Here is a 23,268-nt window from a genome sequence, read left to right on the forward strand (position 1 = left end):
TGCCGCTGACCAACTAAGCATCGCGAGCAGAACGGCGTAGCGCGGCGGCACAGGCCAGCTGCCCGTCGCGTGAAAAGGCTTCGACGTTTTCTTCGATCGAGTCCAGGTCGTACAGATAGTTCACCATCATCCCATAGGATTGGCGACGCCCACGTACAGACCAGTCAGCCTGGAAATTCAGGCGCTCGATGCGCGCGCCGTTGCCCAGGTGAAAGCGCGCCACCGGATCAACCAGCCGCCCGTCGCGGCCGGCGTTGAGCAGGTAACGCGCGGCCAGGCGACTTAGACCGTGCTGCAGTGCACGCACCAGACGCGGATCATCGGCCCAGCGATCGCCCGAAAGCAAGGTGCGCAGATCCTCGGCAGCGGCGACCGGTGCGTCGTTGGTTGTCAGATGGCGCCTGATGCGCTCGAGGTCAGCCGCGCTGAACGCCTTTTGCCACGCCTCAGGGTTCTTCTCGGCCCAGCGCCTGAACGAGGGCAGCGGCGAGAGCGTGGCGAAAGTGGTCAGCCGCGCGTAGTCACGCTTCAGTGCCTCGACCACACGCTTGAGCAGAAAGTTGCCGAAGGAAACGCCACGCAAGCCGACCTGCGTGTTCGAGATCGAATAAAAAATCGCCGTGCTGGCGCGTTGCGCGTCGAAAACCGGAGCCTGCTCATCAAGCAGCGCCTGCACGTTATCGGCCAGGTGATCGGTCAGCGCCACCTCGACAAAGATCAGCGGCTCCATCGGCATGCGCGGATGAAAGAAGGCGTAGCAGCGGCGATCGGAGTCGAGCCGGTTTTTCAGATCGCTCCACGAGCGGATCTCGTGCACCGCTTCGTACTCGATCAGCTTCTCGAGCAGCGCCGCCGGCGAACTCCACGTAATGCGCTGCAACTCCAGAAAGCCGACGTCAAACCATGCCCCAAGGCGGGTCTCGAGTTCGCGGTCGAGCGACTGCAGCGCCGAGTCGTGTTCGGCATAACGCAAAAGATCTGCGCGCAGGTCGACGAGAAACTTGACCCCTTGCGGCAGCGCGTTGAACTGCGTGAGTATGCGCAGACGGGGAGAGCGCATGGCATTGCGCAGCTCCGATTCGGCCGTCCATTGCGCGTCGCTGCCAATCGCCGCCAGGTAAGCGGCGTGCGCCGTCGCAACCTGCTCGGGATCGGGCCCGAACTCGGTGGCAATCAGACGCAGAAAGCTGCTGCGCCCCTCGTCATCGAGGCGCAGATAGGTGTCGGCCAGACGGACGGCACGTTGCCTGGCCGACACCTCGCCGCCGACAGCCGTTGCGCATTCGTGCAGCAGATCGCGTGTGCGCGCCAGTTCCTTCCCTTCGAGACGACGCAAACCGCCTCCCTCAGTGAGCAAGGTGCGCACCTTGGTCAGCCCGCGGCTGACAATTCCTGCAGGCATTCCCTTCTCCTTTGTCTTGCACCCAGTGCGCCAGACGAATCAGCCAGCTCGGCGATAGGCGAAGACGAACAAAACGATTCCACCCAGGATCATGGGCAGCGACAACCACTGCCCCATGCTTACCGTGTGCGATAACCCGAAGATCCCCGCGTCGGGGGCGCGAAAATACTCGGCAAGCCAGCGAAAGACGCCGTAACCGATCAGGAAAGCCGCCGAGATCGCACCGCGCGGCGGGCTCTTGCCGGCAAATGGCCAGAGTATGGCGAACAACGCCAGCCCCTCGAAACCCGCCTGATAAAGCTGCGAGGGATGGCGCGGCAACTCATCGACGTGCGGAAAGACCATTGCCCACGGCAGGGCCGAGTCGGCAACCCTGCCCCAAAGTTCGCCGTTGATGAAATTGCCAAGGCGACCACAGGCCAGACCCAGCGGCACGAGCGGCGCGATGAAGTCGGTGACATCGATCCAGGCGCGACCGCTCTTGCAAGCGTACAGGACCATCGCGACAAGGACGCCGAGGAAACCGCCGTGAAACGACATGCCCCCTTTCCACAGCGCGAAGATCTCGAGCGGCTGAACCAGATAATAGCCTGGCTCGTAAAACAGAACCTGTCCCAGACGGCCGCCGATGACGACGCCAAGAGCACCGTAGAACAGCAGATCGTCGAGTTGCCCGAGGGTCCACCCCTGCCTGATCACCGCAGCGTGCCCGCGGATGCGCCGCCGGCCAAGCCACCAGAACTGGGCGAAGGCGAGCAGATACATCAGCCCGTACCAGTGCACCTTGAGCGGGCCAAGCGACAGCGCCACAGGGTTGAACTGAGGATGAATCAGCACGCCGGTAACACCTCAGAGCTTTCGGATAGAATCCCGATTATATCCTTCCCACCTTCGAGCGCGCTCGCCTGGAGACCTGCCATGCCCCACTATCGTTCCCGTACCTCCACCCATGGCCGCAACATGGCCGGCGCGCGCGCGCTCTGGCGGGCAACCGGAATGCGCGACGGTGACTTCGGGAAGCCGATCGTCGCCGTCGTCAATTCGTTCACCCAGTTCGTCCCCGGCCATGTCCACCTCAAGGATCTCGGACAACTGGTCGCGCGCGAGATCGAGGCGGCGGGCGGAATTGCCAAGGAATTCAATACCATCGCGATCGACGATGGAATCGCCATGGGACACGACGGAATGCTCTACTCGCTGCCTTCACGCGATCTGATCGCCGACTCGGTCGAGTACATGGTCAATGCGCATTGCGCCGATGCAATGGTCTGCATTTCCAATTGCGACAAGATCACGCCCGGCATGCTGCTCGCCGCGCTGCGGGTCAACATACCGACGATCTTCGTGTCGGGTGGCCCGATGGAAGCCGGCAAGGTGAACTGGGGAGGCAAGCTGATTGCCGTAGACCTCGTTGACGCAATGGTCAAGGGCGCAGACACCGCATGCTCGGACGAGGAAGTGGACTCGTTCGAACGATCCGCTTGCCCGACTTGCGGCTCTTGCTCGGGCATGTTTACCGCCAATTCGATGAACTGCCTGACCGAAGCGCTGGGTTTCTCGCTGCCCGGCAACGGGACTCTGCTGGCCACCCACGCCGAGCGCAGAAATCTGTTCGTCCAGGCCGGCCGACGCGTCGTTGCGCTTTGCCGGCGCTACTACGAGGACGACGACACTTCCGTGCTGCCACGCGCGATCGGCAGCTTCGCCGCTTTCGAGAACGCCATGGCGCTGGACGTTTCGATGGGCGGTTCGACGAATACCGTCCTGCATATCCTGGCGGCGGCGCGCGAAGCCGGCGTCAACTTCACGATGGCAGACATCGATCGCATCTCGCGCCGGGTTCCCTGCCTGGCCAAGGTCGCTCCGGCAACACCCGACTACCATATCGAGGACGTGCACCGCGCCGGCGGAATTTTCGGCCTGCTCGGCGAGCTCGAACGCGCCGGCTTGATTCATCGTGACGTTCCAACGGTGCATGCGAGCAGCCTGGGCGAAGCGATCGATGCCTGGGATGTGCGGCGCACGCAGGATCGGCAGGTGATCGATTTCTTCAAGGCAGCGCCCGGCGGGATTCCGACGCAGACGGCGTTCTCCCAGGACCGGCGCTTCCCGGAACTCGACCTCGACCGAACTCGCGGTTGTATCCGCAGCCAAGCCAATGCCTATTCGCAGGATGGCGGCCTCGCCGTTCTTTACGGCAACATTGCACGCGACGGTTGCATCGTCAAGACTGCCGGAGTCGACGAGAGCATCTGGCTGTTCCGCGGCACGGCACGCGTCTTCGAAAGTCAGGACGACGCCGTGCACGCCATCCTGGGCGATCAGGTCAAGCCGGGAGATGTGGTCGTGATTCGTTACGAAGGGCCGAAAGGCGGACCCGGAATGCAGGAAATGCTTTATCCGACCTCGTACCTGAAGGCGAAGGGACTGGGCAAGGTCTGCGCCTTGCTCACCGACGGGCGCTTCTCGGGCGGAACTTCCGGGCTGTCGATCGGACACGTTTCGCCGGAAGCCGCCGAAGGTGGCGCGCTCGCCTTGGTGCTTGACGGCGATATGATCGAAATCGATATCCCGCAACGTCGCATTCACCTCGCGCTCGAAGACGACGAGCTGGCAGCCCGCCGAGCAACCATGCTGGCGCGTGGCAACGCCGCCTGGCAGCCGGCGGTTGCCCGCCAGCGTGTCGTTTCGCACGCGCTGCAGGTCTATGCACTGCTCGCTACCTCGGCGGCAACCGGGGCCGTACGCGATATCGGGCAGATCCAGGGACGCTGATCGGCGCGCGCGAGCCGGAGCGCGCGGCGAGGCCTCCGGCGGTCGAGCGTCTCGCCCACAGCAAAGCGTCAACGAGGGCAGATCAGGTGCGTTTAGCGGCTGGTGGTAGGCGCTTGCGGCAAGGCAGGTCAACAGTCTTCCCAACTTGCCCGAAGTGAAATACTATCCGACTGTTTCAACCCACCCATCCGAACGGAGTAAAGCATGAAAGCGATCCACGTGTGCCTGCTGGCTGCGGCCGGCATCCTGTCTGCCGGCGTCGCCCAGGCCGATGAAGCCTTGGCCAAATCAAAGAACTGCCTGTCGTGCCACGCCATCGACAAGAAACTGGTCGGCCCGGCCTACAAGGACGTCGCGAAGAAGTACACGGCCAAAGACGAGGCGATGCTGGCGGAGAAGGTGATCAAGGGTGGCAAGGGCGTATGGGGTCAAGTACCGATGCCGCCAAACGCTACCGTCAAGCCGGAAGAAGCCACCAAACTGGTCAAGTGGATCCTCAGCCAGAAGTAATCTTCGGCGCGACAAGAAGACCGGCCGCTGGCCGGTTTTTTGTTTTTATGCCTCCAGACCAGCAGGCGCAGCGCTCGCACCGCCACGCGCATGTTGACAAGGTCATGATGTGCTTGGACAATCGCCCGTTCGCCATCCCAGTAACACCACAACATTGGAGGTAAAACTCATGGACCATGTACGTATTCCCGGTGTACTTGTCGTTCTGGCTGCTTCGCTGGCGGTGATTGGCTGTGGCAAGAAGGAAGAACCCAAGGCTGTCGCCCCAGCTCCCGCGCCGGCCGCCGCGGCGCCCGCACCGAAGCCCGAAATGGTCGTCAAGATCGGCCATGTCGCCCCGCTGACCGGTCCCATCGCGCACCTCGGAAAGGACAACGAGAACGGTGCACGCCTCGCGGTCGACGATGCCAATGCCAAGAAGATCGAGATCGACGGCAAGGTCATCAAGTTCGAGTTGCTCGGCGAGGACGATCAGGCTGATCCGAAGACGGGTACGGTCGTCGCACAGAAGCTGGTCGATGCCAAGGTCGCGGGCGTCGTCGGTCACCTGAACTCGGGTACGACGATCCCCGCCTCGGCAATCTACAATCAGGCGGGTCTACCGCAGATTTCGCCCTCGGCAACCAATCCGAAGTACACCCAGCAGGGCTTCAAGACGACCTTCCGCGTCATGGCAAACGACATTCAGCAGGGTTCGGTCGTCGGCACCTACGCGGCGAAGGATATGGGCGCGAAGAAGATCGCCATCATCGATGACCGTACGGCCTATGGTCAGGGCTTGGCGGACGAGGTCGAGAAGGCCGCCAAGGAAGCCGGCGCCAACATCGTCGCGCGTGAATTCACCAATGACAAAGCGACTGATTTCAAAGCCATTCTGACCAAGATCAAGGCGAAGAACCCGGATGTGATCTTCCTCGGCGGAATGGATGCGGTCGGCGGACCCATGCTCAAGCAGATGAAGGAACTGGGCATCAAGGCGAAGTTCACCACGGGTGACGGCGGCTGCTCGCCCGAGTTGATCAAACTGGCCGGGCCTGCGTCGGAAGGCGTCATCTGCACACAGGCCGGTCTGCCGGTCGACAAGCTGCCCAATGGCCAGAAATTCGTCGAAGATTTCACCAAGAAGTATGGGCAAATCCAGATCTATTCGCCGTACAGCTACGATGCCGTGATGGTGCTGATCGATTCGATGAAGCGTGCCAACTCGGTCGATCCGGCCAAGTACCTGGCGGAAGTCGGCAAGACGAGCTATGACGGCGTGACCGGCAAGATCGTTTTTGACGAGAAGGGCGACATCAAGAACGGTGCAATTACCGTTTTCGAAATCAAGGACGGCAAGCTGGTCACCCTGAAGACTGAAGGCGGGACGGCGGCGGCCGCACCGGCGCCGGCCGCTGCGCCCGCTGCAGCGCCAGCACCGGAAGCGAAGAAGTAACCTGCTCGCAAGCGAAGCTCCGGACAAGCTTCACAGCGCGCGGCACGGCAGCAAGGCTGCCGTGCCTGCGCTTGTTGCCGGCTGGCGGCAACTGACCGGGTATGCCTTGCACGCCCGCCACCACTCTCCGACAGCGTTCGGCGGAACGCTGGCGGTCGAGGCAGGAAGCCTGAAACGCGATCATCTGGTGCAAAAAATCTGACCATGGATACTCTCATCCAGCAACTGATCAACGGCGTCACGCTGGGCGCTGTCTATGCCCTCGTTGCCCTGGGTTACACAATGGTCTACGGCATCATCGGGCTGATCAACTTCGCACACGGCGAAGTCGTGATGATCGGCACGATGGTCGCCTTCACAGTCATCGTCTCGCTGGCCGGTTCGGGAATGCCGCCCTTGCTGGTCCTCGCCCTCGGACTGGCCGTGTCGACGCTGGTCTGCATGGTGCTGGGCTGGGCGCTCGAACGTGTCGCCTATCGCCCGCTGCGCCACGCGCCGAGGTTGACGCCGCTGATTACCGCAATCGGCATGTCGATCGTCCTGCAGAACGTGGCGATGATCATCTGGGGCCGCAACTACATTACCTTTCCCCCGATGATCAACAAACAAATTTACGACCTGGGTGGCGCGAGCTTCACCAACGTTCAGGTGTCGATCGTCTTTCTCGCCGCGCTCATGATGATCGGCCTGATCTATCTGGTACACCGCACGCGAATCGGCATGGCCATGCGCGCAACGGCACAGAATCCGCAGGTTGCGTCGCTGATGGGGGTGGATATCAATCGCGTGATTGCCATGGCCTTCGTCATCGGCTCGGCCTTGGGCGCCATTGCCGGCTGCATGGTCGGCTCCTACTACGAGATCGCCCACTACCAGATGGGCTTCATGCTTGGCCTGAAGGCGTTTACCGCAGCCGTTCTCGGCGGCATCGGCAACCTCGCCGGAGCGATGGCCGGCGGATTGCTGCTCGGCATCATCGAGGCGCTCGGTGCCGGTTATATCGGCGATCTGACCGGCGATTTCCTCGGTAGCCATTATCAGGACATTTTTGCTTTCATCGTCCTCATCATCGTCCTGATGTTTCGTCCATCGGGTCTGTTTGGCGAGCGCACCGGAGATCGGGCATGAGCACTGCGATCAAATCCCTGGCGCGGCATCAGCATTGGCTGGCTCTGCTGGTGGTCGGCGTCGTACTCCTCCTCGTGCCTTTCGTTGCCGCTCTCGGCGGGCAGGCCTGGGTACGCATCGCCAACTTCGCCATTCTTTACGTTTTTCTGGCGCTCGGCCTGAATATCGTCGTCGGTTACGCAGGCTTGCTCGACCTCGGCTATGTTGCGTTCTATGCCGTGGGCGCCTACACCTATGCCCTGCTTGCCTCACCGCACTTTGCCATTCACCTGCCGTTCTGGGTGATCCTGCCGCTTGGCGCGGGGTTGGCGTGCGTCTTCGGCGTCCTGCTCGGAGCGCCGACGCTCAAGCTGCGCGGTGACTATCTGGCAATCGTCACCCTCGGTTTCGGGGAAATCATCCGTATCTTCATGAACAACCTGAATGCGCCAGTGAACATCACGAACGGCGCCCAGGGAATCACTCTGATCGATCCAATCCGCATCGGCGGTTTCTCGCTGTCACAAAGCAGCACCTTCCTGGGCGTGACGCTGAGTGGACCGCAGAAGTACTACTTCTTGCTCGTTGGTCTGGCCATTCTGGTCATCGTGATCAACATTCGCCTGCAGGATTCCCGCATCGGTCGCGCCTGGCAGGCGATACGCGAGGACGAGGTTGCAGCCAAAGCGTGTGGCATCAATACGCGCAACATCAAGCTGCTCGCTTTTGCCATGGGCGCTTCGTTTGGCGGAATCGCTGGTGGCGTCTTCTCCGCCATGCAGGGCTTCGTCAGCCCGGAGAGTTTCTCGCTGATGGAGTCGATCACCATCCTGGCCATGGTTGTCCTGGGCGGCATGGGGCATATCCCCGGCGTAATTCTTGGTGCCGTCCTCCTGACCGGCTTGCCGGAAGCGCTACGCTACGGGATAGAGCCTCTTCAGAAGATGGTTTTCGGCCGCCTGCTGATTGACCCGGAGAGTCTGCGAATGCTCGTTTTTGGTCTGGCTCTGGTGCTGGTCATGCGTTTTCGCCCGGCCGGACTGTGGCCGTCACCACAGCGGCGGCGCGAGTTGTCCGAGAGCACGGATTGACCATGAGCGCGCAACAGGTTCTCCTTGAAGCACATGCTGTGGCCAAGCACTTCGGCGGCGTCAAGGCGCTGCACGATGTTTCGCTGACGATTCGGCGAGGCGAAATCTACGGCCTGATCGGGCCAAACGGCGCTGGCAAGACGACCTTTTTCAACTGTCTGACCGGTCTGTACAAGAACGAAAGCGGGCACTTCGTCTTCGACGGCGCACGCCTCGCGGCGGACGCTCCGCACAAGGCAGCAGAGGTCGGAATCGCCCGCACCTTCCAGAACATTCGCCTGTTTGGCAACATGACGGCGATCGAGAACGTCATGGTTGGACGCCACTTGCGAACGCGCGCCGGCGTCCTCGGGGCGATCACCCGCAACGCTTCGACGCGCGCCGAAGAAGCGGCAATCGCTCGTCGTGCGGAAGAACTCCTGCACTATGTCGGCATCCACGAACGCGCGCACGACTACGCCAAGAACCTGTCCTACGGCGATCAGCGCCGCCTGGAGATTGCCCGCGCGCTCGCCACCGAACCGAAGTTGCTTGCCCTCGACGAGCCGGCCGCCGGCATGAACGGGACGGAAACCGACGCCCTGCGCGTCCTGGTCGAGGGAATCTGCCGAGATGGAGTGACCGTCCTGCTGATTGAACACGACGTAAAACTGGTGATGGGGCTGTGCGGACGAGTGGCCGTGCTCGACTATGGCGAGAAGATCTGCGAGGACGTGCCGGCGGTCGTACAACGTGATCCGCGCGTCATCGAGGCTTATCTTGGCGGTTCACTGGCCTGAAGAAACGGATCAGATATGCTTGAAGTCAATGGCTTGCGCGTTTCCTACGGGGGAATTCAGGCGGTTCGCGGAATCAGCTTTCATGTCGACGAAGGCGAGATGGTGGCCCTGATCGGTGCCAACGGCGCCGGCAAGAGCAGCACGCTGCGCGCGCTCGCCCGACTGGTCAATCCGGTCGGTGGAAATGTGCGATACCGTGGCAAGGAGCTTCTCTCGCTGCCCGCCCATCAGTTGGTGGCGGAAGGCATCGCGCTCGTCCCGGAAGGGCGAGGCATCTTCCCACGCATGACGACGAGCGAGAATCTGCGCATGGGCGCTTTCAGCCGGAACGACAAGCAGGCGGTCGAACGCGACCTTGAACACGTGTTCAGCCTCTTTCCGCGCCTTGCCGAACGCGCGCAGCAGGTCGCCGGGACCCTGTCCGGTGGCGAACAGCAGATGCTGGCAATTGGTCGTGCGCTGATGAGCCAGCCCAAGCTGATGCTGCTCGACGAGCCATCGATGGGCTTGGCGCCGATCATGGTGCAGAAGATCTTCGAGGTGATCCGCACGGTCGCCAGCCAGGGGATGACCATCCTGCTCATCGAGCAGAACGCCAAACTGGCGCTGGAAGTGAGTCAACGAGGCTACGTCATGGAGAGCGGCACGATCAGTCTTACCGAAGAATCGGCCAAACTGCTCGCCGACCCCAAGGTGAGAGCCGCTTACCTCGGCGAGTGACTCGCCGCGCGCCTAGAACTCCATCGACTCGGCAAACGCCAAAGCCTGCAGTTGCGCGCGATTGACGGTTTCCGCGCGCAGCCCGAGCATCGCCGCCTGTTCGGCCATACCCGCGCCATCGGCACGCTCGCTGGCCAGCGCCAGGTCGAGAAACGGGCCATAGCGACCGCCGTTGCCAAGCAGCGCGTCGCAAATGACATCGGGCAGGCGCATGGTTTCAAGAACCCGCTCCATGCCGACGCCGAGCAGGACGTCGAGCAGGGAGAAGGCACCGGTAATGAACAGGTTGTCATACTCCGAGCGGTCGACCAGACCCTGCGCCAGCAGTTCGAGCAGACGCGCACGCCACAAGGCCGTGTGCGTCAGCGCGGTGGCCATCGGATCCTTGCTGGCCGTAGCCAGCAGCAGCGACAGCCAGCGGTTCAGCTTGTCATAACCGAGGATGCTCACCGCATGGCGGAACGATTGAATTTCGCACGACAGGCCAAAACCTGCCGAGTTGATATAGCGTAACAGCTTGTAGGAGATCGCCACGTCCTGGCGCAGGATGGTTTCAATCTCGCGGATTTCGGCATTCTTGCGGACAAGATTGAGCACGCGCACGATGTTCGCTTGTCCGGGAGTGAGCGTCTTGGTCGACGGATTAATCGCCTTCGTGAAGAACCAGCCACACGCGGCACTCAGCCCAGCGTCCAGGCAGGCGTGGAAATCCTCGCTGTTCTCGACATTGAAAGCAATGCCGATGCCCAGCGCCCGCGTCCGCGCGCCCAGCATCTTCAACTGCGACAGGCTGAACTGCTGCGCATCGAAACCGATGAAGCGAAACTGAACGGCGGCTGAGAGCGCCTGGACGGCGGCCGGATCAAACTGGAGACAGATACTGGGTTGCCAAACCTGCAGCGCGCCGAGCAAGGCAGAACCGCGCTCGCCAACCAGGCTGGCGGCCGGGATCTCGATCACCGCGTTCCTCGGCGGCGACCAGTCGAGCAACTCAGCCGTGCAGTTCGCCTTGCCACAACTGACGAAAAGCGGCTTGTCGCCGGCTGGCCAGACGCTGGCAAGCGCGTTGAGCGCACCCACCGCATCCGCCATGCTCCCCGCCTCGGGAAGATTCAGCACGAGCCGCGTTGCAATGATCCTGCTCTGACGATTGACCATCGATTGGTGCGACAGGAAAACTTCACGCATGGTCTTCTACTCTTTCCTCAGCATCATCGGAGGCGCCAATTGCCTCAAGTGTATCGGCCGCAAAGTCGAATGAATCGGCGAAGAACTCTTCTTCCGGCAAACCGCAGTGGGCCAGAAAATCCCTGCGACTAGCGGCAACCATCGCCGGCGAGCCGCAAACATAGACCTGACAGCCGCCAAGCTGCGGCCAGTCCGCCATCACCGCTGCATGAACCAGACCCGTGCGGCCACGCCAGCACTCGCCTTTCGGTGAGTCGGAAAGAACCGGGACGAAGCGGACATTCGCATGCTGGCGTGCCCACCGCTCAGCGAGTTCAAGCAGGTAGAGATCGACGCGCTGGCGGGCACCCCAATAGACGTGCAGGGCGCGTGCATTACCCTCGGCGATCGCCTGCTCGACAATGGCCTTGATCGGCGCAAAGCCGGTTCCTCCGGCGACCAGAACGGCTGGTTTGTCGGGCGCATCGCGCAGGAAGAAGCTGCCGAAAGGGCCGCGCAGACGAAGAATGTCGCGCTCTTTCATCTGCCCGAAGAGACGATCGGTAAAGCGCCCGCCGACGACATGGCGCACGTGCAGTTGCAGGCAGCCGTCGGTCTGCGGCGAATTGGCCAGTGAGAAAGCGCGCCGCCTGCCTTCGCCGAGCAGGATGTCGATGTACTGACCGGCGCGAAACTCCAAGCGGTCGCCGCTGGGAAGCTTCAGGTCGACGAGCATGACGTCGGGAGCAGCGCGGGTCAGCCTGACGATGCGTGCCGGCAGGGTGCGGATCGGAGTATCATTGCCGGCAGCGGCTTCGCGACACTCTATGCTGAGATTGCTACAGGCTCTGGCACAGCAGAAGAGCGCCCAACCGGCTTGCCGATCCGCCTCGCTGAGCGCCGTCAATTGTGCCTCGCAGTGTTCGACCTGACCGAGCAGAACGCGTCCCCGGCAGGTGCCGCAGGCGCCTTCGCGACATCCGTACGGCAGCTTGACACCTTGCCGCAAGGCCGCGGCGAGGATGGTCTCGTCCGGCTCGGCAAGAAAAGTACGCTGACTGTCCTGAATAGTGACCTGATAAGCCATTGCCTTTTCGCTGATGTCTGAACCCGGAAGAATCGCACCGTGCAGAAGCTGCTGATCGTCGGATGCGGCGACATTGCCCGCCGCATGCTGCCCCGCCTCCGTGGCCACTACCACATTCTTGCGCTGATTCGTGATGCCGCACAGCGCTCGTTCTGGCGTTCGCAGGGCGCGCATCCGGTGGTTGCCGACCTCGATCAGCCGGACAGCTTGCGGCGCATCGCCGGCCTGGCCAATGTTGTCGTTCACCTTGCTCCTCCACCGACCAGCGGCGAGGACCCCGCCCACCTCGGACAAGGCGACCGGCGCACTCGCCAGCTACTCGCTGCCCTCGCCCGTGGGCGCAGTCTACCACAGCGAATCGTGTATATAAGCACGACCGGCGTCTATGGCGACTGTGCAGGCCGGCGGATCGACGAAACCTGTGCCGTGCAGCCGATTAGCGCGCGTGCCCGGCGACGGGTCGACGCCGAGCGCCAGTTGCGGGCGTTTGGCCGCCGTGGAGTCGTCGTCAGCATCCTGCGCGCCCCGGGAATCTATGCCGCCGAGCGCCTTCCGCTTGCCCGTCTGGCCGAGGGCAAACCGGTCTTGCGTGCCGACGACGACGTGTTCACCAACCACATCCATGCCGACGATCTGGCCATGCTGGCGTGCGCCGCGCTCCGTCGAGGACGATCCAACCGGGCGTACAATGCCACCGACGATTCGGAAATCAGGATGGGTGACTATTTCGATCTGCTTGCCGACCGTTTCGGTTTGCCGCGCCCGCCGCGCCTCGCGCTAAGCGCAGCAGAGCAGCATTTGTCGGCCGTCCAGCTCTCGTTCATGCGCGAATCGCGGCGCTTGAGCAACGAGCGAATCAAGCGCGAACTAGGCATCGCCTTGCGTTACCCACAGGTACGCGATGGCCTTGACGCAGCCTGGGTGGAAAGGAAGCAGCAGTGCTCATCGTGAAGGTTCTGCACTTGTGGATGGTAGTCAGCTGGTTTGCCGGCTTGTTCTACCTACCGCGCATTTTCGTCAACCTGGCAATGGTCGAGCCGCGCAGCGTCGCCGAGCGCGAGCGGCTGCTTCTGATGGCGGGCAAGCTCTATCGCTTCATGACGCCAATTGGCGTGCTGGCGATTGCCCTCGGGCTCTGGCTGTGGTTTGGTTTCGGCTTTGCAGGCGGATGGTTGCACGCCAAGACGGCACTCGTCTTGCTCCTGGTCGCCTATCATGCCTATTGTGGTCGCATCCTGCACAGCTTTCGGCTGGGGCAAAACCGGCGTGGACACGTCTGGTTTCGCTGGTTCAACGAGATGCCGGTGCTCGCCCTGCTGGCAGCCACTTACCTTGCGGTTCTCAAGCCGTTCTGATTCCGCCAACTGGAGCAACCATCGTGGAAACCTTTTTTGCCAGTTGCCCACGCGGCCTCGAGCCCTTGCTGAGCGAGGATCTGACGATCGCCGGGGCGCATGTCGGCGACCAGATTCCGGGTGGTGTGCACTTCGTCGGCGAGTGGACGGCCTGCTATCGGGCCAACCTGCACTCGCGAATCGCCACGCGCATCCTGTGGCGCGTCGCACACGGGTCTTATCGCAGCGAGGAAGACATCTTCCGGCTCGCCCTCGATACCCCCTGGCCGCAGTGGTTCACCGCCGAGCAGACGATCCGGGTGGACGTCAATGCGATCAAGTGCCCGCTAAGGAGTATCGACTTCGTCACGCTGCGCATCAAGGACGCGATTTGCGATCGCTTTCGTCGCGACACGGGTCGGCGCCCGGACGTCGACACCCGTCAGCCGGGAATCCGTGTGCACGCCTTTCTCGGCGAAGATGAATGCACGCTCTATGTTGACACCTCGGGGGCGCCGCTGTATCAGCGCGGCTACCGCCAGAAGTCCGTCGACGCGCCTCTGAAAGAAAACCTGGCGGCCGGCATTCTGCGTCTTACCGGTTGGCAGCCCGGGGTCACGCTGCTCGACCCGATGTGCGGCAGCGGCACGTTTGTCCTCGAAGCTGCCCAGATCGCCCTTGGCATCGCGCCCGGCAGCGGACGCTCGTTTGCCTTCCAGCGCTTGCACCACTTCGCCCCGGAAGTTTGGCAGAAGCTTGCTGACGCGGCGCGCGCGGAACAGCAGGTGGCCGGCGCGACAGCGATCTTCGCTAGCGATCTTTCGCCAGCAGCAGTGCGCGCCACCCTGGCCAATCTTGATCGCGCCGGCCTGCTGCCCGCCGTCACGCTGGCAGTCAGCAACCTGCTCGAACGCGAAGCACCGGCGGCGCAAGGCATCATGATCGCCAATCCGCCGTACGGCGAACGCGTTCACACCAACGAGGAAGCAGCGGAATTCTACGCTCGTCTGGGCAGCGCGCTGAAGCGCCGGTTTGTCGGCTGGACGTGCTTCTTTGTCAGCCCCGACACGCGCTTGCCGCGACTCGTCCGCCTGACCCCCAGCCGCAAGACCCCGCTCTTCAACGGGCCGCTCGAATGCCGTCTGTACGAGTTCAGAATGGTCGCCGGGAGCAACCGCCGCCCGCTCACCGGTACTGCCCAGCCGACGACCGGCTAGACCCAGCCTGATCGGCCGAAATGGCGGCTGACAGCGGCGGCGCGTCGCTACGCGCCAGACACAGGCAGCGCGGCGGCCCTGGCTGGACCATGCCAAGCGTGGCGCACCGGTGTTGCGGCGACGACCTGGAGTCGCAGGTATTTCAGACGATGTCCAGGTGGCCGATACCGGCGGTCAGATCCCGGTCCTTCGATTCCTTGCCGTGCAGTTTGATCTGCAGGCGCAGGTCGTTCAACGAATCGGCGTTGCGCAGCGCGTCGGCATAGGTGATCTGACCCGCTTCGTGCAGATCGAACAGCGCCTGATCGAAGGTCTGCATGCCGAGTTCGCGCGAGCGCTTCATCACTTCCTTGATTTCGTGCACCTGCCCCTTGAAGATCAGATCGGAGATCAACGGCGAATTGAGCATGATCTCGACTGCCGGGACGCGCCCCTTGCCATCCTTCTTGGGCAGGAGCCGCTGCGAAATGATCGCTCGCAGATTGAGCGACAGGTCCATCAGGAGTTGCGCGCGGCGATCCTCCGGAAAGAAGTTGATCACGCGGTCGATCGCCTGGTTCGTGCTGTTGGCGTGCAGCGTCGCCAGGCAGAGGTGCCCGGTTTCCGCGAAAGCGACGGCGTAATCCATCGTCGAGCGATCGCGAATCTCCCCCATCATGATGACGTTCGGCGCCTGGCGCAGCGTATTCTTCAGCGCCACTTCCCAGGAATCGGTGTCGACCCCGACTTCGCGCTGGGTGACAATGCATTTCTTGTGTTCGTGCACGAATTCGATCGGGTCTTCGATCGTGATGATGTGTTCCTGGGTGCTTCGATTGCGGTGGTCGACGAGCGCCGCCAGTGAGGTCGTCTTGCCTGTTCCGGTACCACCAACGAAGATCACCAAGCCGCGCGCGGTGAGCGCGATATCCTTCAGGACGAGCGGCAAATCAAGCTCGTCCAGCGTGGGAATCGTCATGTTGATCGTCCGGCAGACGATGGCCACCCGCCCCTGCTGGAGTAGCGCATTGACCCGAAAGCGCCCGATTCCGGTCGGTGATATGGCGAAATTGCACTCCTTCTTTTCTTCGAATTCGGCCGCCTGACGATCGTTCATGATCGAACGCGCAAGCTCGGCGGAATGCTGAGGTTGGAGCGGCTGATTGGAAACCGGCAACACCTTGCCGTCGATCTTGATCGCCGGTGGAAAGTGCGCGGTGATGAAAAGGTCAGACCCGTTCTTCTGCATCATCAAGCGCAGAAGCTCGTGCATGAATTTCAGTGCCTGATCGTGCTCCATTCCGTCTCCCCCGTCTGCACCGGGCTTCAGGCGCCGTAGAAAGCGTCCTTGTTGGCTGCCTTGCTACGCGCCTCAGCCGTAGACACCAGGTTTCGCTTGACCAATTCGGTCAGGCTCTGGTCGAGTGTCTGCATGCCGAACTGCTGTCCTGTCTGCAACGCCGAGTACATCTGTGCGACCTTGTTCTCGCGAATGAGATTGCGAATCGCCGGCGTGCCGATCAGAATCTCGTGCGCTGCGACACGCCCCTGGCCATCCTTCGTCTTCAGCAGCGTCTGCGCGATGACTGCGCGCAACGACTCGGAGAGCATCGCGCGGACCATCTCCTTCTCGGCCGCGGGAAATACGTCGATGATCCGGTCGATCGTCTTGGCTGCACTCGAGGTGTGCAGCGTACCGAAGACAAGGTGGCCAGTTTCCGCACCCGTCAGCGCCAGGCGTATCGTCTCCAGATCGCGCATTTCGCCCACCAGGATGACGTCCGGGTCTTCGCGCAGAGCAGACCTGAGCGCATTCTGGAAGGACATCGTGTGCGGACCCACTTCGCGCTGGTTGATCAGGCACTTCTTTGGCTGGTGCACGAATTCGATCGGATCCTCGACAGTCAGAATGTGGCCATAAGCCGTCTCGTTCACGTGGTTGACCATCGCCGCCAGGGTGGTCGACTTGCCCGAACCGGTCGGTCCGGTGACCAGCACGATGCCCCGTGGATACTCTGAAATGTCCTTGAAAATGCGTGGACAATTAAGTTCTTCGAGGGTCAGCACCTTCGACGGAATGGTTCGGAAGACCGCACCGGCACCGCGATTCTGGACGAAGGCGTTGACGCGGAAACGCGCCAGATTCGGAATCTCGAACGAGAAGTCGCACTCCAGACTATCCTCGTAGTGCTTGCGCTGCGCGTCGCTCATGATGTCATACACCATCGAGTGCACATCCTTGTGCTCCATCGCCGGCAGATTGATCCGGCGCACGTCGCCATTGACCCGGATCATGGGCGGCAAACCCGACGACAAATGCAAGTCAGACGCCTTGTTCTTGACACTGAAGGCGAGCAGTTCGGTGATGTCCATCCGGTTCGGTCCTCGGGCGGTTGCAGGGGGGCAGTGCTATACTTCGACTAATCTGCGCAACGCCCGATTATGACCACACTTCCCGCCAAGCTGCAAGCCGTTCTCGCGCGAGTTGCCGCTGCTGCGCGGCAATTCGGACGCCAGCCGGAGGAGGTTCGCCTGCTTGCCGTGAGCAAGATGCGCTCGGCCGATTGCGTCCGCGCCGTGGCTGCCGCCGGGCAACTTTCATTTGGCGAGAACCATGTCCAGGAGGGCGTCGCGAAAGCCCGCGAACTGGCACCGCTGGCCCTCGACTGGCATTTCATTGGGTCGCTGCAGGCCAACAAGACGCGCTTGGTGGCGGAGAATTTTGCCTGGGTGCATTCGCTTGATCGCTTGCCGATCGCCGAGCGTCTCTCGGCCCAACGGCCGCCCAGTCTGCCACCGCTGTCAGTCTGCTTGCAGGTCAATGTCAGCGGCGAGGCGAGCAAAAGCGGCGTTGCGCCGGCCGCAGCGCTGCCGTTGGCGCAGGCGATTGCCGCGCTGCCCAGGCTGCGCCTGCGCGGCCTGATGACCATTCCACGCCCGAGCACGGAGTTTCTCGAACAGCGGCACGCCTTTCGCGAGCTGCGCGAGCTGGCCGAGCAGATGCAGGCCGCCGGCCTGCAGTTTGATACGCTTTCGATGGGCATGTCGGATGACCTCGAAGCAGCAGTTGCCGAAGGGGCAACCCTGGTCCGCATCGGCACAGCAATTTTTGGCGAGAGAACCACAGCATGAAAATCACTTTCCTGGGCGGCGGCAACATGGCCAACGCTCTGATCGGTGGGCTGGTGAAGACAGGCTTTTCCGCCACCGACATCGCCGTCATCGAACTTGGCGCCCAAGGACGGGCAAAGCTTCGCCTGGTATACGGGGTACGCTGCTACGAGACGCCAACCGCCGCGGCGCTCGACTGTGATGCGGTGCTGCTCTCAGTCAAGCCGCAACAGATGCGCGAGGCGTGTACGCCCTTGATCGGTCATCTGAGACAGCAACTGGTAATCAGCGTCGCCGCCGGCTTGCGACTCGGCGACCTCTCGCGCTGGCTGGGCGACTATGGCAAGATCGTGCGCGCAATGCCCAATACACCGGCACTGATCGGCTCAGGAATCACCGGCCTGTGCGCCATGCCAGCGGTCTCGATGGCCGAGCGCCTGGGTGCCGAACGAATTCTGCAGGCCGTTGGCAGCACCCTGTGGATCGCCGATGAATCGCAGATGGATGCAGTGACGGCGGTCTCGGGCAGCGGGCCGGCGTACGTGTTCCTCTTTATCGAAGCTTTGCAGCAGGCGGCCAAGGAACTTGGCCTGACCCCCGCCCAGGCCCGTCAACTGTCGATTGAAACCGTGCTCGGAGCCGCCAAGCTGGCCGCCCAGTCGGATGAAGCAGCCAGCGTGTTGCGCGAACGCGTCACCTCCAAAGGGGGAACGACCGAGGCCGCGCTACGCCGGATGGATGAGCGCGGCGTCAAGGAAGGCTTCATCGCCGGCGTCCTCGCAGCCAACGCCAGGGGCCGCGAACTCGGCGAACTGTTGGGACAGGATGCCCGATGATCGTTCAGGCGCTGTTGTTCCTGCTCGATGTGCTGGCCAGCTTCTTCAGCTTTGCCCTCCTCCTTCGCTTCTTCATGCAGGCCTTTCGGGTTTCGTTCAACAATCGGCTGGGAACCTTCGTCGTCGAACTGACAAATTGGCTGGTCAGACCCTTGCGCAGGCTGCTGCCGGGCTTCTGGGGGCTCGATCTGGCCAGCCTGCTTCCGGCGTGTCTATTGCAGGTTGCCTTTGCTTTTGTCCTCCTGTCGTTACGCAGTCCCTGGCCGCTATCCGCCGACGCCGACCTGTTGCTCTTCGCGCTTTGGCGAGGCGTTCTGGCGACGGTGCGACTGAGCCTCTACCTTTTCATCGGCGCGCTGCTCGTCCAGGCGGTGCTCTCGTGGGTGAACCCTTACTCGCCGCTGAGCCAGCCGCTGGCGCAGTTTACCCAACCCGTCCTGCGCCCGATCCAGCGCCTGGTGCCGCCGATAGGCGCGGTCGACCTGTCACCGTTGATCGCCATCGTGCTGGCGCAACTGGTTCTGCTTTTCGTCTAGCCGGTGGTCGATTGGGCCCGGCGCAGCGGCGGCCTGCTCGTCATCCGCGTGCACGTGCAACCCGCAGCGAAGAGGAACGAGGTGGCTGGAACCTATGGTGATGCACTCAAGGTCCGACTGACCGCGCCGCCGGTCGATGGACGGGCAAACGCCGCCCTGTGCGACTTCATTGCACGGCGGCTCGGCGTTGCTGGATCGGCTGTCGCAGTGAGCAGCGGCCACACGTCGCGACGCAAACTGTTGAGCGTCGTCGGCGCGCCGGACGATAGCGAGGCACGCCTGCTCGCCGGCTGATCAGGCGGCGCCCCCGACAACACTCAGGCGGTGAAGACGACGCGCCCGTCAACCAGCGTCATGCGTACCCGTCCCTGCACCTCGCGCCCCAGGAAGGGCGTGTTCTTGCCCTGGCTGCGCAGACTTGCGGCGGTAACCTGCCACCTTTCGGCGGGATCGAACAGGCAAACGTCGGCCCGACTACCGACCCGCAGCGCGCCCGCGTCGATACCGAGAATCGACGCGGGATCACAGGTCACCCGGGCAAGGGCAAGGGTCAGCGGGAGTTCATCCTGCGCCGCCCAGAGGAGCGTCAGGGGAAGCAGCAGTTCGAGCGCGGTGACGCCGGGCAAGGCTTCAGCAAAAGGCAATTGCTTGCCGTCGGCGTCGATCGGCGTGTGATCGGAACAAACCACCGCCAGTCCCTCCTGGGCAGCCGCGCGCAGCGCCTGACGATCGGTCAGCGAGCGCAGCGGTGGATCGAGCCGGGCGTTCGTATCGAAATAGCCAATATCGGCTTCCGACAGGTGCAGATGATGCGCCGACACATCGCAGGTCACCGACATTCCGTTGTCCCTGGCCTGACGAACCAGAGCCATGCCGGCCGCCGACGAGAGGCGCGAAAGATGCAGGCGAACTCCGGTCTGCGCCGCCAACTCCAGCGCAGTGCCCACCGCGACGGTCTCGGCGCAGACCGGAATTCCGGTCAGGCCAAGGCGCGAGGCGACCTCACCGTCGTGTGCGACGCCTTCACCGGCAAGAAAGTCGTCCTGCGGACGCAAACGAACCGCGTAACCAAAGGTGGCCGCATACTGCATCGCGCGCAGCAGCAACATGGTGTTGACGATCGGCCGCCTGGCCTGCGAGAAAGCAATGCACCCGGCATTCGACAGGCCGTGCATCTCGGCCAGCTTCTGCCCGGCGAGTTCCTGCGTCAGCGCACCAACCGGAAAAACGCGTGCCAGAGCATGGGTTTCGCTGCGTCGGACGAGGCGTTCGACCAGGCCCGGTTCGTCGAGCGGTGGTTTGGTGTCGGGCGGACACGCGAGCGAGGTGACGCCACCGGCGACCGCCGCAGCGAGTTCGGGCTCGATTCCGCCCAGCCTGGCCGAGAGATCGACCAAGCCCGGACATACGACCAAGCCGGCCGCATCGATAGACTGATCGGCCGAGTAATCCGCCGGCGCCTGACCGACCCCGACGATGCGTCGATCGGCAATGAACAGGTCGGCGATCCGGTCCAGGCCATGCGCCGGGTCGACCAGGCGGCCGTTTCGTATGTGCAGCTTCTTTGCGCTCACCGTTCAGTTTCCTGCGATTATGCTCATCACCGCCATGCGCACGGCAATACCGTAGGTCACCTGCGGCAGGATGACCGCTTGCGGTCCATCTGCAACGTCGGAGTCGATCTCGACGCCGCGGTTCATCGGCCCCGGGTGCATCACGATGGCCTCCGGCTTGGCGAGTTCGAGCATTGCCGGGGTCAGTCCGTAGCAACGAAAGTATTCCCGTGCCGAGGGCAGCAAGGTTCCGCTCATGCGCTCGTTTTGCAGGCGCAGCATGATCACCACATCACAGTCGCGCAAGCCAAGACGCAGATCGTTGAAGACGCGCACGCCCATGCTTTCGACGCAGGCCGGCAACAGGGTCTGCGGCCCCACCGCCCGCACCTCGGCAACGCCCAGCGTGGTCAACGCATGGATGTCCGAGCGAGCCACCCGCGAATGCAGAATGTCGCCCACGATGGCGACGACCAACTGGCTGAAATCGCGCTTGTAGTGGCGGATGGTATACATGTCGAGCAAGCCCTGCGTCGGATGCGCATGGCGTCCGTCACCGGCATTGACGACATGCACATCGCTGCGCTGCAAACGGCGCAGGTGGTCGGCGATCAGATGCGGCGCGCCACTGGCGGCGTGACGGACGACAAACATGTCGGCGTGCATGGCGACCAGGTTGTCGACGGTATCCAGCAGCGTCTCGCCTTTGGCGGTCGACGAGCGCGTCACATCAAGATTGATGACATCGGCTGACAGCCGCTTGGCGGCGATTTCAAAGGTCGTCCGGGTACGCGTCGAGTTCTCGAAGAACAGGTTGAAGACGCTCTTGCCACGCAGCAACGGCACCTTCTTGACCTCGCGAGCCGAGACCTTGAGAAAACTCGACGCGGTATCAAGAATATGGACGATCACCTCGCGCGGCAGACCTTCGATCGATAGCAGGTGGGTCAGTTCGCCGTTCGCGTTGAGTTGCGGGTTATGCATCTTGCGCAACCGTCCACTGCAGGCGATCGTCGTCACCCGCTGAGAGAATCAGTTCCAGCGACGGCTCCAGCTCGACGCGCCAGGGACAGAAATCAGCACAGACCGGCAACTCCCGCCGGCCGCGATCGGCCAGCACGGCGAGCTGTATGCGGGCCGGGCGCCCATAATCGAACAGTGCGTTGATCGCCGCACGCGTGGTCCGCCCGGTGTACAGAACATCGTCGACCAGAATCAGCGGGCGGCCCTCGACATCGAAAGGAATTGAACTGGGTCTGACGCGTGCGTGCAGCCCCTTCTCGCCGTAATCATCGCGGTAGAAGGAAACGTCGATCAGACCAATCTCGCTGCTCAGTCCGAGCAACTCGCGCAGGCGCTGGGCAACCCAGACCCCACCACTGTGAATACCGACGAGAACGCTGTCCGGATGCAGCCGGGGACGAATCAGATCGGCAAGTTCGGCGCACTGCGTCTCGGCGTCCGGGAGTTCAAGACGGGACATGGGTCTCGCATCCATGAAGTTGGGAGTGATCGCTGGCGACGCGTTCGGCGACGCCGTCGAAGTGATTCTGCAGGATGATCTGGGCGGCAAGGCTATCGATATGCTTCTTGGCCTGACGCGCATTATGCCCGACCTCGCGCAGCCTTTCCTGGGCTTCACACGAGGAAAGGCGCTCTTCGGCAAGAGCGACGGTCAAGCGAAAACGCTCGCGCAGTCGGCGGGCAAAACGTTCGCAGCGTGCGGTCAGCGCGTGTGCTGAACCATCGAGCGCGACGGGCCGACCGACGACCAGGCTGACCGGTTGCCATTCGTCGATCAGAGCGGCAATCCTGGCCAGACCTTGCGCGTCGCTACGCTGTTCGATCACAGTCAGCGGATAGGCCCGGCGCAATAGCCATTCGCCGACGGCGACACCGATTCGGCGCTCGCCGAAGTCGAAGGCGAGCACCGTTCCACTTGCCTTTTGCCCGTGTGCTTCAGGCATGACCGGCTTCGTCGGCAAGATTTGTCGGGTTGACGCCGAGCAGCTCCATCGCCGAAGCGAGGCGCTCTTCGAAAGGCAATTCGAAAAGGACGCGCTGATCGGCGGGTACGGTCAACCACGCGTTCTGCGCAACCTCGTGTTCGAGCTGACCGGCCGACCAGCCCGCGTAGCCAAGCGTCACCAGCAGGTCGCGCGGCTGGCCGTCGCGCGCCACCGCGAGTAGAACGTCGCGCGAACTGGTCAGGCCAACTTCGGAATTGATTGCCAACGTCGACTGCCACTGGCCGACCGGCCGGTGGAGCACGAAGCCACGATCGGTCTGCACCGGACCGCCGAAGAGGACATGCAGCTTGGCCACCTCAGGCGCGTCGAGATGAACGTCGATCCGCTCGAGCAGTGTGCCCAGACTCATGTCGAGCGGGCGGTTGACGATGACGCCCAAAGCGCCGCGCGCATTGTGCTCGGCGACATAGACCAGCGTTCTGGCAAAGTACGGATCGGCCATCGCCGGCATGGCGATGAGAAAATGATCGGTAAAATTGCAGATTTCCGGATCTCGAAGGAAACCCGGATGGCACGTTAGACCAGCGCAAAGGTCATTCTGGCTCCGGTTTCCGGATGTGGGAATTCCTGCTGGGTGAGTTCGTCGAGGAGGGCGGCGA

Annotated in this window: 26 protein-coding genes; 15 read left to right on the forward strand and 11 right to left on the reverse strand. The window is 62.6% G+C overall.

The features are described from left to right. Window positions 1-13 precede the first annotated feature (13 nt). Window positions 14-1,402, reverse strand: a complete 1,389-nt coding sequence (locus Q1L59_RS01825) for a malonyl-CoA decarboxylase (protein ID WP_300327586.1) — start codon at window positions 1,400-1,402, stop codon at window positions 14-16. A gap of 39 nt (window positions 1,403-1,441) precedes the next feature. Next, a complete protein-coding gene (gene lgt, locus Q1L59_RS01830; RefSeq protein WP_300327587.1) occupies window positions 1,442-2,239 on the reverse strand; it encodes a prolipoprotein diacylglyceryl transferase in 798 nt (265 codons plus the stop codon). An 81-nt stretch (window positions 2,240-2,320) separates the two neighbouring features. Between lgt and ilvD the strand changes: the two genes are divergently transcribed. The 8 genes from ilvD (at window position 2,321) to Q1L59_RS01870 (ending at window position 9,819) form a co-directional block, all read left to right on the forward strand. Continuing rightward, a complete protein-coding gene (gene ilvD / locus Q1L59_RS01835; RefSeq protein ID WP_300327588.1) occupies window positions 2,321-4,177 on the forward strand; it encodes a dihydroxy-acid dehydratase in 1,857 nt (618 codons plus the stop codon). Between the two features lie 204 nt (window positions 4,178-4,381). Then, on the forward strand, window positions 4,382-4,687 hold the full coding sequence (locus tag Q1L59_RS01840; protein WP_300327589.1) for a c-type cytochrome: 306 nt from the start codon (window positions 4,382-4,384) through the stop codon (window positions 4,685-4,687). Window positions 4,688-4,856: 169 nt separating this feature from the next. Continuing rightward, window positions 4,857-6,122 carry a branched-chain amino acid ABC transporter substrate-binding protein gene (locus Q1L59_RS01845; RefSeq protein WP_300327590.1) on the forward strand — a complete coding sequence of 422 codons (1,266 nt, stop codon included), beginning with the start codon at window positions 4,857-4,859 and terminating at the stop codon, window positions 6,120-6,122. A 61-nt stretch (window positions 6,123-6,183) separates the two neighbouring features. Further along, complete coding sequence (locus Q1L59_RS01850; RefSeq protein WP_300327591.1) at window positions 6,184-6,324, forward strand: hypothetical protein; 141 nt, start codon at window positions 6,184-6,186, stop codon at window positions 6,322-6,324. A 2-nt stretch (window positions 6,325-6,326) separates the two neighbouring features. Next, window positions 6,327-7,250: a branched-chain amino acid ABC transporter permease gene (locus Q1L59_RS01855; protein WP_300327592.1), complete on the forward strand. Its 924-nt coding sequence runs from the start codon at window positions 6,327-6,329 to the stop codon at window positions 7,248-7,250. After that, window positions 7,247-8,320, forward strand: a complete 1,074-nt coding sequence (locus Q1L59_RS01860; RefSeq protein WP_300327593.1) for an ABC transporter ATP-binding protein — start codon at window positions 7,247-7,249, stop codon at window positions 8,318-8,320. The genes Q1L59_RS01855 and Q1L59_RS01860 overlap by 4 nt, the downstream gene beginning before the upstream one ends. 2 nt (window positions 8,321-8,322) lie before the next feature. Then, complete coding sequence (locus Q1L59_RS01865; RefSeq protein ID WP_300327594.1) at window positions 8,323-9,099, forward strand: ABC transporter ATP-binding protein; 777 nt, start codon at window positions 8,323-8,325, stop codon at window positions 9,097-9,099. A gap of 15 nt (window positions 9,100-9,114) precedes the next feature. Continuing rightward, window positions 9,115-9,819: an ABC transporter ATP-binding protein gene (locus tag Q1L59_RS01870; RefSeq protein ID WP_300327595.1), complete on the forward strand. Its 705-nt coding sequence runs from the start codon at window positions 9,115-9,117 to the stop codon at window positions 9,817-9,819. 12 nt (window positions 9,820-9,831) lie between these two features. Here the strand turns inward: Q1L59_RS01870 and Q1L59_RS01875 are convergent, their stop codons facing one another. Continuing rightward, window positions 9,832-11,007 carry an HDOD domain-containing protein gene (locus tag Q1L59_RS01875; protein WP_300327596.1) on the reverse strand — a complete coding sequence of 392 codons (1,176 nt, stop codon included), beginning with the start codon at window positions 11,005-11,007 and terminating at the stop codon, window positions 9,832-9,834. After that, window positions 11,000-12,073, reverse strand: a complete 1,074-nt coding sequence (locus Q1L59_RS01880; RefSeq protein ID WP_300327597.1) for a CDP-6-deoxy-delta-3,4-glucoseen reductase — start codon at window positions 12,071-12,073, stop codon at window positions 11,000-11,002. Before Q1L59_RS01880 ends, Q1L59_RS01875 begins: the two co-directional genes overlap by 8 nt. Before the next feature lie 39 nt (window positions 12,074-12,112). Here Q1L59_RS01880 and Q1L59_RS01885 point away from each other — a divergent pair, with 39 nt between their 5' ends. Genes Q1L59_RS01885 through Q1L59_RS01895 form a run of 3 tightly spaced genes read left to right on the forward strand, consistent with a single transcriptional unit; the run spans window position 12,113 to window position 14,624 of the window. After that, entirely contained in the window at window positions 12,113-13,024 is a 912-nt protein-coding gene (locus Q1L59_RS01885; RefSeq protein ID WP_300327598.1) for an SDR family oxidoreductase, read from the forward strand. Next, window positions 13,012-13,428 (forward strand): CopD family protein, encoded by a 417-nt coding sequence (locus Q1L59_RS01890; RefSeq protein ID WP_300327599.1) that lies wholly within the window; start codon window positions 13,012-13,014, stop codon window positions 13,426-13,428. Before Q1L59_RS01885 ends, Q1L59_RS01890 begins: the two co-directional genes overlap by 13 nt. Before the next feature lie 20 nt (window positions 13,429-13,448). Further along, a complete protein-coding gene (locus Q1L59_RS01895) occupies window positions 13,449-14,624 on the forward strand; it encodes a THUMP domain-containing protein (RefSeq protein WP_300327614.1) in 1,176 nt (391 codons plus the stop codon). A gap of 142 nt (window positions 14,625-14,766) precedes the next feature. Here the strand turns inward: Q1L59_RS01895 and Q1L59_RS01900 are convergent, their stop codons facing one another. Together Q1L59_RS01900 and Q1L59_RS01905 are read right to left on the reverse strand one after the other, a co-directional pair. Further along, window positions 14,767-15,903 carry a PilT/PilU family type 4a pilus ATPase gene (locus Q1L59_RS01900; RefSeq protein WP_300327600.1) on the reverse strand — a complete coding sequence of 379 codons (1,137 nt, stop codon included), beginning with the start codon at window positions 15,901-15,903 and terminating at the stop codon, window positions 14,767-14,769. 26 nt (window positions 15,904-15,929) lie between these two features. After that, window positions 15,930-16,976: a type IV pilus twitching motility protein PilT gene (locus Q1L59_RS01905; protein ID WP_300327601.1), complete on the reverse strand. Its 1,047-nt coding sequence runs from the start codon at window positions 16,974-16,976 to the stop codon at window positions 15,930-15,932. 69 nt (window positions 16,977-17,045) lie between these two features. Between Q1L59_RS01905 and Q1L59_RS01910 the strand changes: the two genes are divergently transcribed. Genes Q1L59_RS01910 through Q1L59_RS01925 form a run of 4 tightly spaced genes read left to right on the forward strand, consistent with a single transcriptional unit; the run spans window position 17,046 to window position 19,380 of the window. Next, the gene (locus tag Q1L59_RS01910; RefSeq protein ID WP_300327602.1) at window positions 17,046-17,735 is read left to right on the forward strand and encodes a YggS family pyridoxal phosphate-dependent enzyme; all 690 of its coding nucleotides are present in this window, start codon (window positions 17,046-17,048) and stop codon (window positions 17,733-17,735) included. Continuing rightward, window positions 17,732-18,550 (forward strand): pyrroline-5-carboxylate reductase, encoded by an 819-nt coding sequence (proC, locus tag Q1L59_RS01915; protein ID WP_300327603.1) that lies wholly within the window; start codon window positions 17,732-17,734, stop codon window positions 18,548-18,550. The genes Q1L59_RS01910 and proC overlap by 4 nt, the downstream gene beginning before the upstream one ends. After that, window positions 18,547-19,086, forward strand: coding sequence for a YggT family protein (locus Q1L59_RS01920; protein ID WP_300327604.1), 540 nt, complete (start codon window positions 18,547-18,549; stop codon window positions 19,084-19,086). The genes proC and Q1L59_RS01920 overlap by 4 nt, the downstream gene beginning before the upstream one ends. Before the next feature lie 3 nt (window positions 19,087-19,089). Continuing rightward, complete coding sequence (locus tag Q1L59_RS01925; RefSeq protein ID WP_300327605.1) at window positions 19,090-19,380, forward strand: DUF167 domain-containing protein; 291 nt, start codon at window positions 19,090-19,092, stop codon at window positions 19,378-19,380. Between the two features lie 23 nt (window positions 19,381-19,403). On the opposite strand, the gene Q1L59_RS01930 is transcribed toward Q1L59_RS01925, so the two are convergent. The 5 genes from Q1L59_RS01930 to Q1L59_RS01950 are packed head-to-tail and all read right to left on the reverse strand — an operon-like array spanning window position 19,404 to window position 23,120. Next, window positions 19,404-20,660: a dihydroorotase gene (locus Q1L59_RS01930; protein ID WP_300327606.1), complete on the reverse strand. Its 1,257-nt coding sequence runs from the start codon at window positions 20,658-20,660 to the stop codon at window positions 19,404-19,406. A gap of 3 nt (window positions 20,661-20,663) precedes the next feature. Continuing rightward, window positions 20,664-21,623: an aspartate carbamoyltransferase catalytic subunit gene (locus tag Q1L59_RS01935; RefSeq protein WP_300327607.1), complete on the reverse strand. Its 960-nt coding sequence runs from the start codon at window positions 21,621-21,623 to the stop codon at window positions 20,664-20,666. Further along, window positions 21,616-22,122, reverse strand: coding sequence for a bifunctional pyr operon transcriptional regulator/uracil phosphoribosyltransferase PyrR (gene pyrR, locus Q1L59_RS01940; RefSeq protein WP_300327608.1), 507 nt, complete (start codon window positions 22,120-22,122; stop codon window positions 21,616-21,618). The genes Q1L59_RS01935 and pyrR overlap by 8 nt, the downstream gene beginning before the upstream one ends. Further along, window positions 22,109-22,606 carry a Holliday junction resolvase RuvX gene (ruvX, locus tag Q1L59_RS01945; protein ID WP_300327609.1) on the reverse strand — a complete coding sequence of 166 codons (498 nt, stop codon included), beginning with the start codon at window positions 22,604-22,606 and terminating at the stop codon, window positions 22,109-22,111. The genes pyrR and ruvX overlap by 14 nt, the downstream gene beginning before the upstream one ends. Beyond that, window positions 22,599-23,120 carry a YqgE/AlgH family protein gene (locus tag Q1L59_RS01950; RefSeq protein ID WP_300327615.1) on the reverse strand — a complete coding sequence of 174 codons (522 nt, stop codon included), beginning with the start codon at window positions 23,118-23,120 and terminating at the stop codon, window positions 22,599-22,601. Before Q1L59_RS01950 ends, ruvX begins: the two co-directional genes overlap by 8 nt. Window positions 23,121-23,268: the final 148 nt, after the last annotated feature.

It is taken from the genome of Accumulibacter sp., assembly GCF_029255125.1.
In the GTDB taxonomy this organism is placed as follows: Bacteria; Pseudomonadota; Gammaproteobacteria; order Burkholderiales; family Rhodocyclaceae; genus Accumulibacter.

Coding starts and splice junctions, on each gene's coding strand:
- Q1L59_RS01825 (WP_300327586.1), bottom strand. CDS start 1,402: ATGCCTGCAGGAATTGTCAGCCGCGGGCTGACCAAGGTGCGCACCTTG.
- ilvD (WP_300327588.1), top strand. CDS start 2,321: ATGCCCCACTATCGTTCCCGTACCTCCACCCATGGCCGCAACATGGCC.
- Q1L59_RS01840 (WP_300327589.1), top strand. CDS start 4,382: ATGAAAGCGATCCACGTGTGCCTGCTGGCTGCGGCCGGCATCCTGTCT.
- Q1L59_RS01845 (WP_300327590.1), top strand. CDS start 4,857: ATGGACCATGTACGTATTCCCGGTGTACTTGTCGTTCTGGCTGCTTCG.
- Q1L59_RS01855 (WP_300327592.1), top strand. CDS start 6,327: ATGGATACTCTCATCCAGCAACTGATCAACGGCGTCACGCTGGGCGCT.
- Q1L59_RS01860 (WP_300327593.1), top strand. CDS start 7,247: ATGAGCACTGCGATCAAATCCCTGGCGCGGCATCAGCATTGGCTGGCT.
- Q1L59_RS01865 (WP_300327594.1), top strand. CDS start 8,323: ATGAGCGCGCAACAGGTTCTCCTTGAAGCACATGCTGTGGCCAAGCAC.
- Q1L59_RS01870 (WP_300327595.1), top strand. CDS start 9,115: ATGCTTGAAGTCAATGGCTTGCGCGTTTCCTACGGGGGAATTCAGGCG.
- Q1L59_RS01875 (WP_300327596.1), bottom strand. CDS start 11,007: ATGCGTGAAGTTTTCCTGTCGCACCAATCGATGGTCAATCGTCAGAGC.
- Q1L59_RS01880 (WP_300327597.1), bottom strand. CDS start 12,073: ATGGCTTATCAGGTCACTATTCAGGACAGTCAGCGTACTTTTCTTGCC.
- Q1L59_RS01900 (WP_300327600.1), bottom strand. CDS start 15,903: ATGGAGCACGATCAGGCACTGAAATTCATGCACGAGCTTCTGCGCTTG.
- Q1L59_RS01905 (WP_300327601.1), bottom strand. CDS start 16,976: ATGGACATCACCGAACTGCTCGCCTTCAGTGTCAAGAACAAGGCGTCT.
- Q1L59_RS01910 (WP_300327602.1), top strand. CDS start 17,046: ATGACCACACTTCCCGCCAAGCTGCAAGCCGTTCTCGCGCGAGTTGCC.
- proC (WP_300327603.1), top strand. CDS start 17,732: ATGAAAATCACTTTCCTGGGCGGCGGCAACATGGCCAACGCTCTGATC.
- Q1L59_RS01920 (WP_300327604.1), top strand. CDS start 18,547: ATGATCGTTCAGGCGCTGTTGTTCCTGCTCGATGTGCTGGCCAGCTTC.
- Q1L59_RS01935 (WP_300327607.1), bottom strand. CDS start 21,623: ATGCATAACCCGCAACTCAACGCGAACGGCGAACTGACCCACCTGCTA.
- pyrR (WP_300327608.1), bottom strand. CDS start 22,122: ATGTCCCGTCTTGAACTCCCGGACGCCGAGACGCAGTGCGCCGAACTT.
- ruvX (WP_300327609.1), bottom strand. CDS start 22,606: ATGCCTGAAGCACACGGGCAAAAGGCAAGTGGAACGGTGCTCGCCTTC.
- Q1L59_RS01950 (WP_300327615.1), bottom strand. CDS start 23,120: ATGCCGGCGATGGCCGATCCGTACTTTGCCAGAACGCTGGTCTATGTC.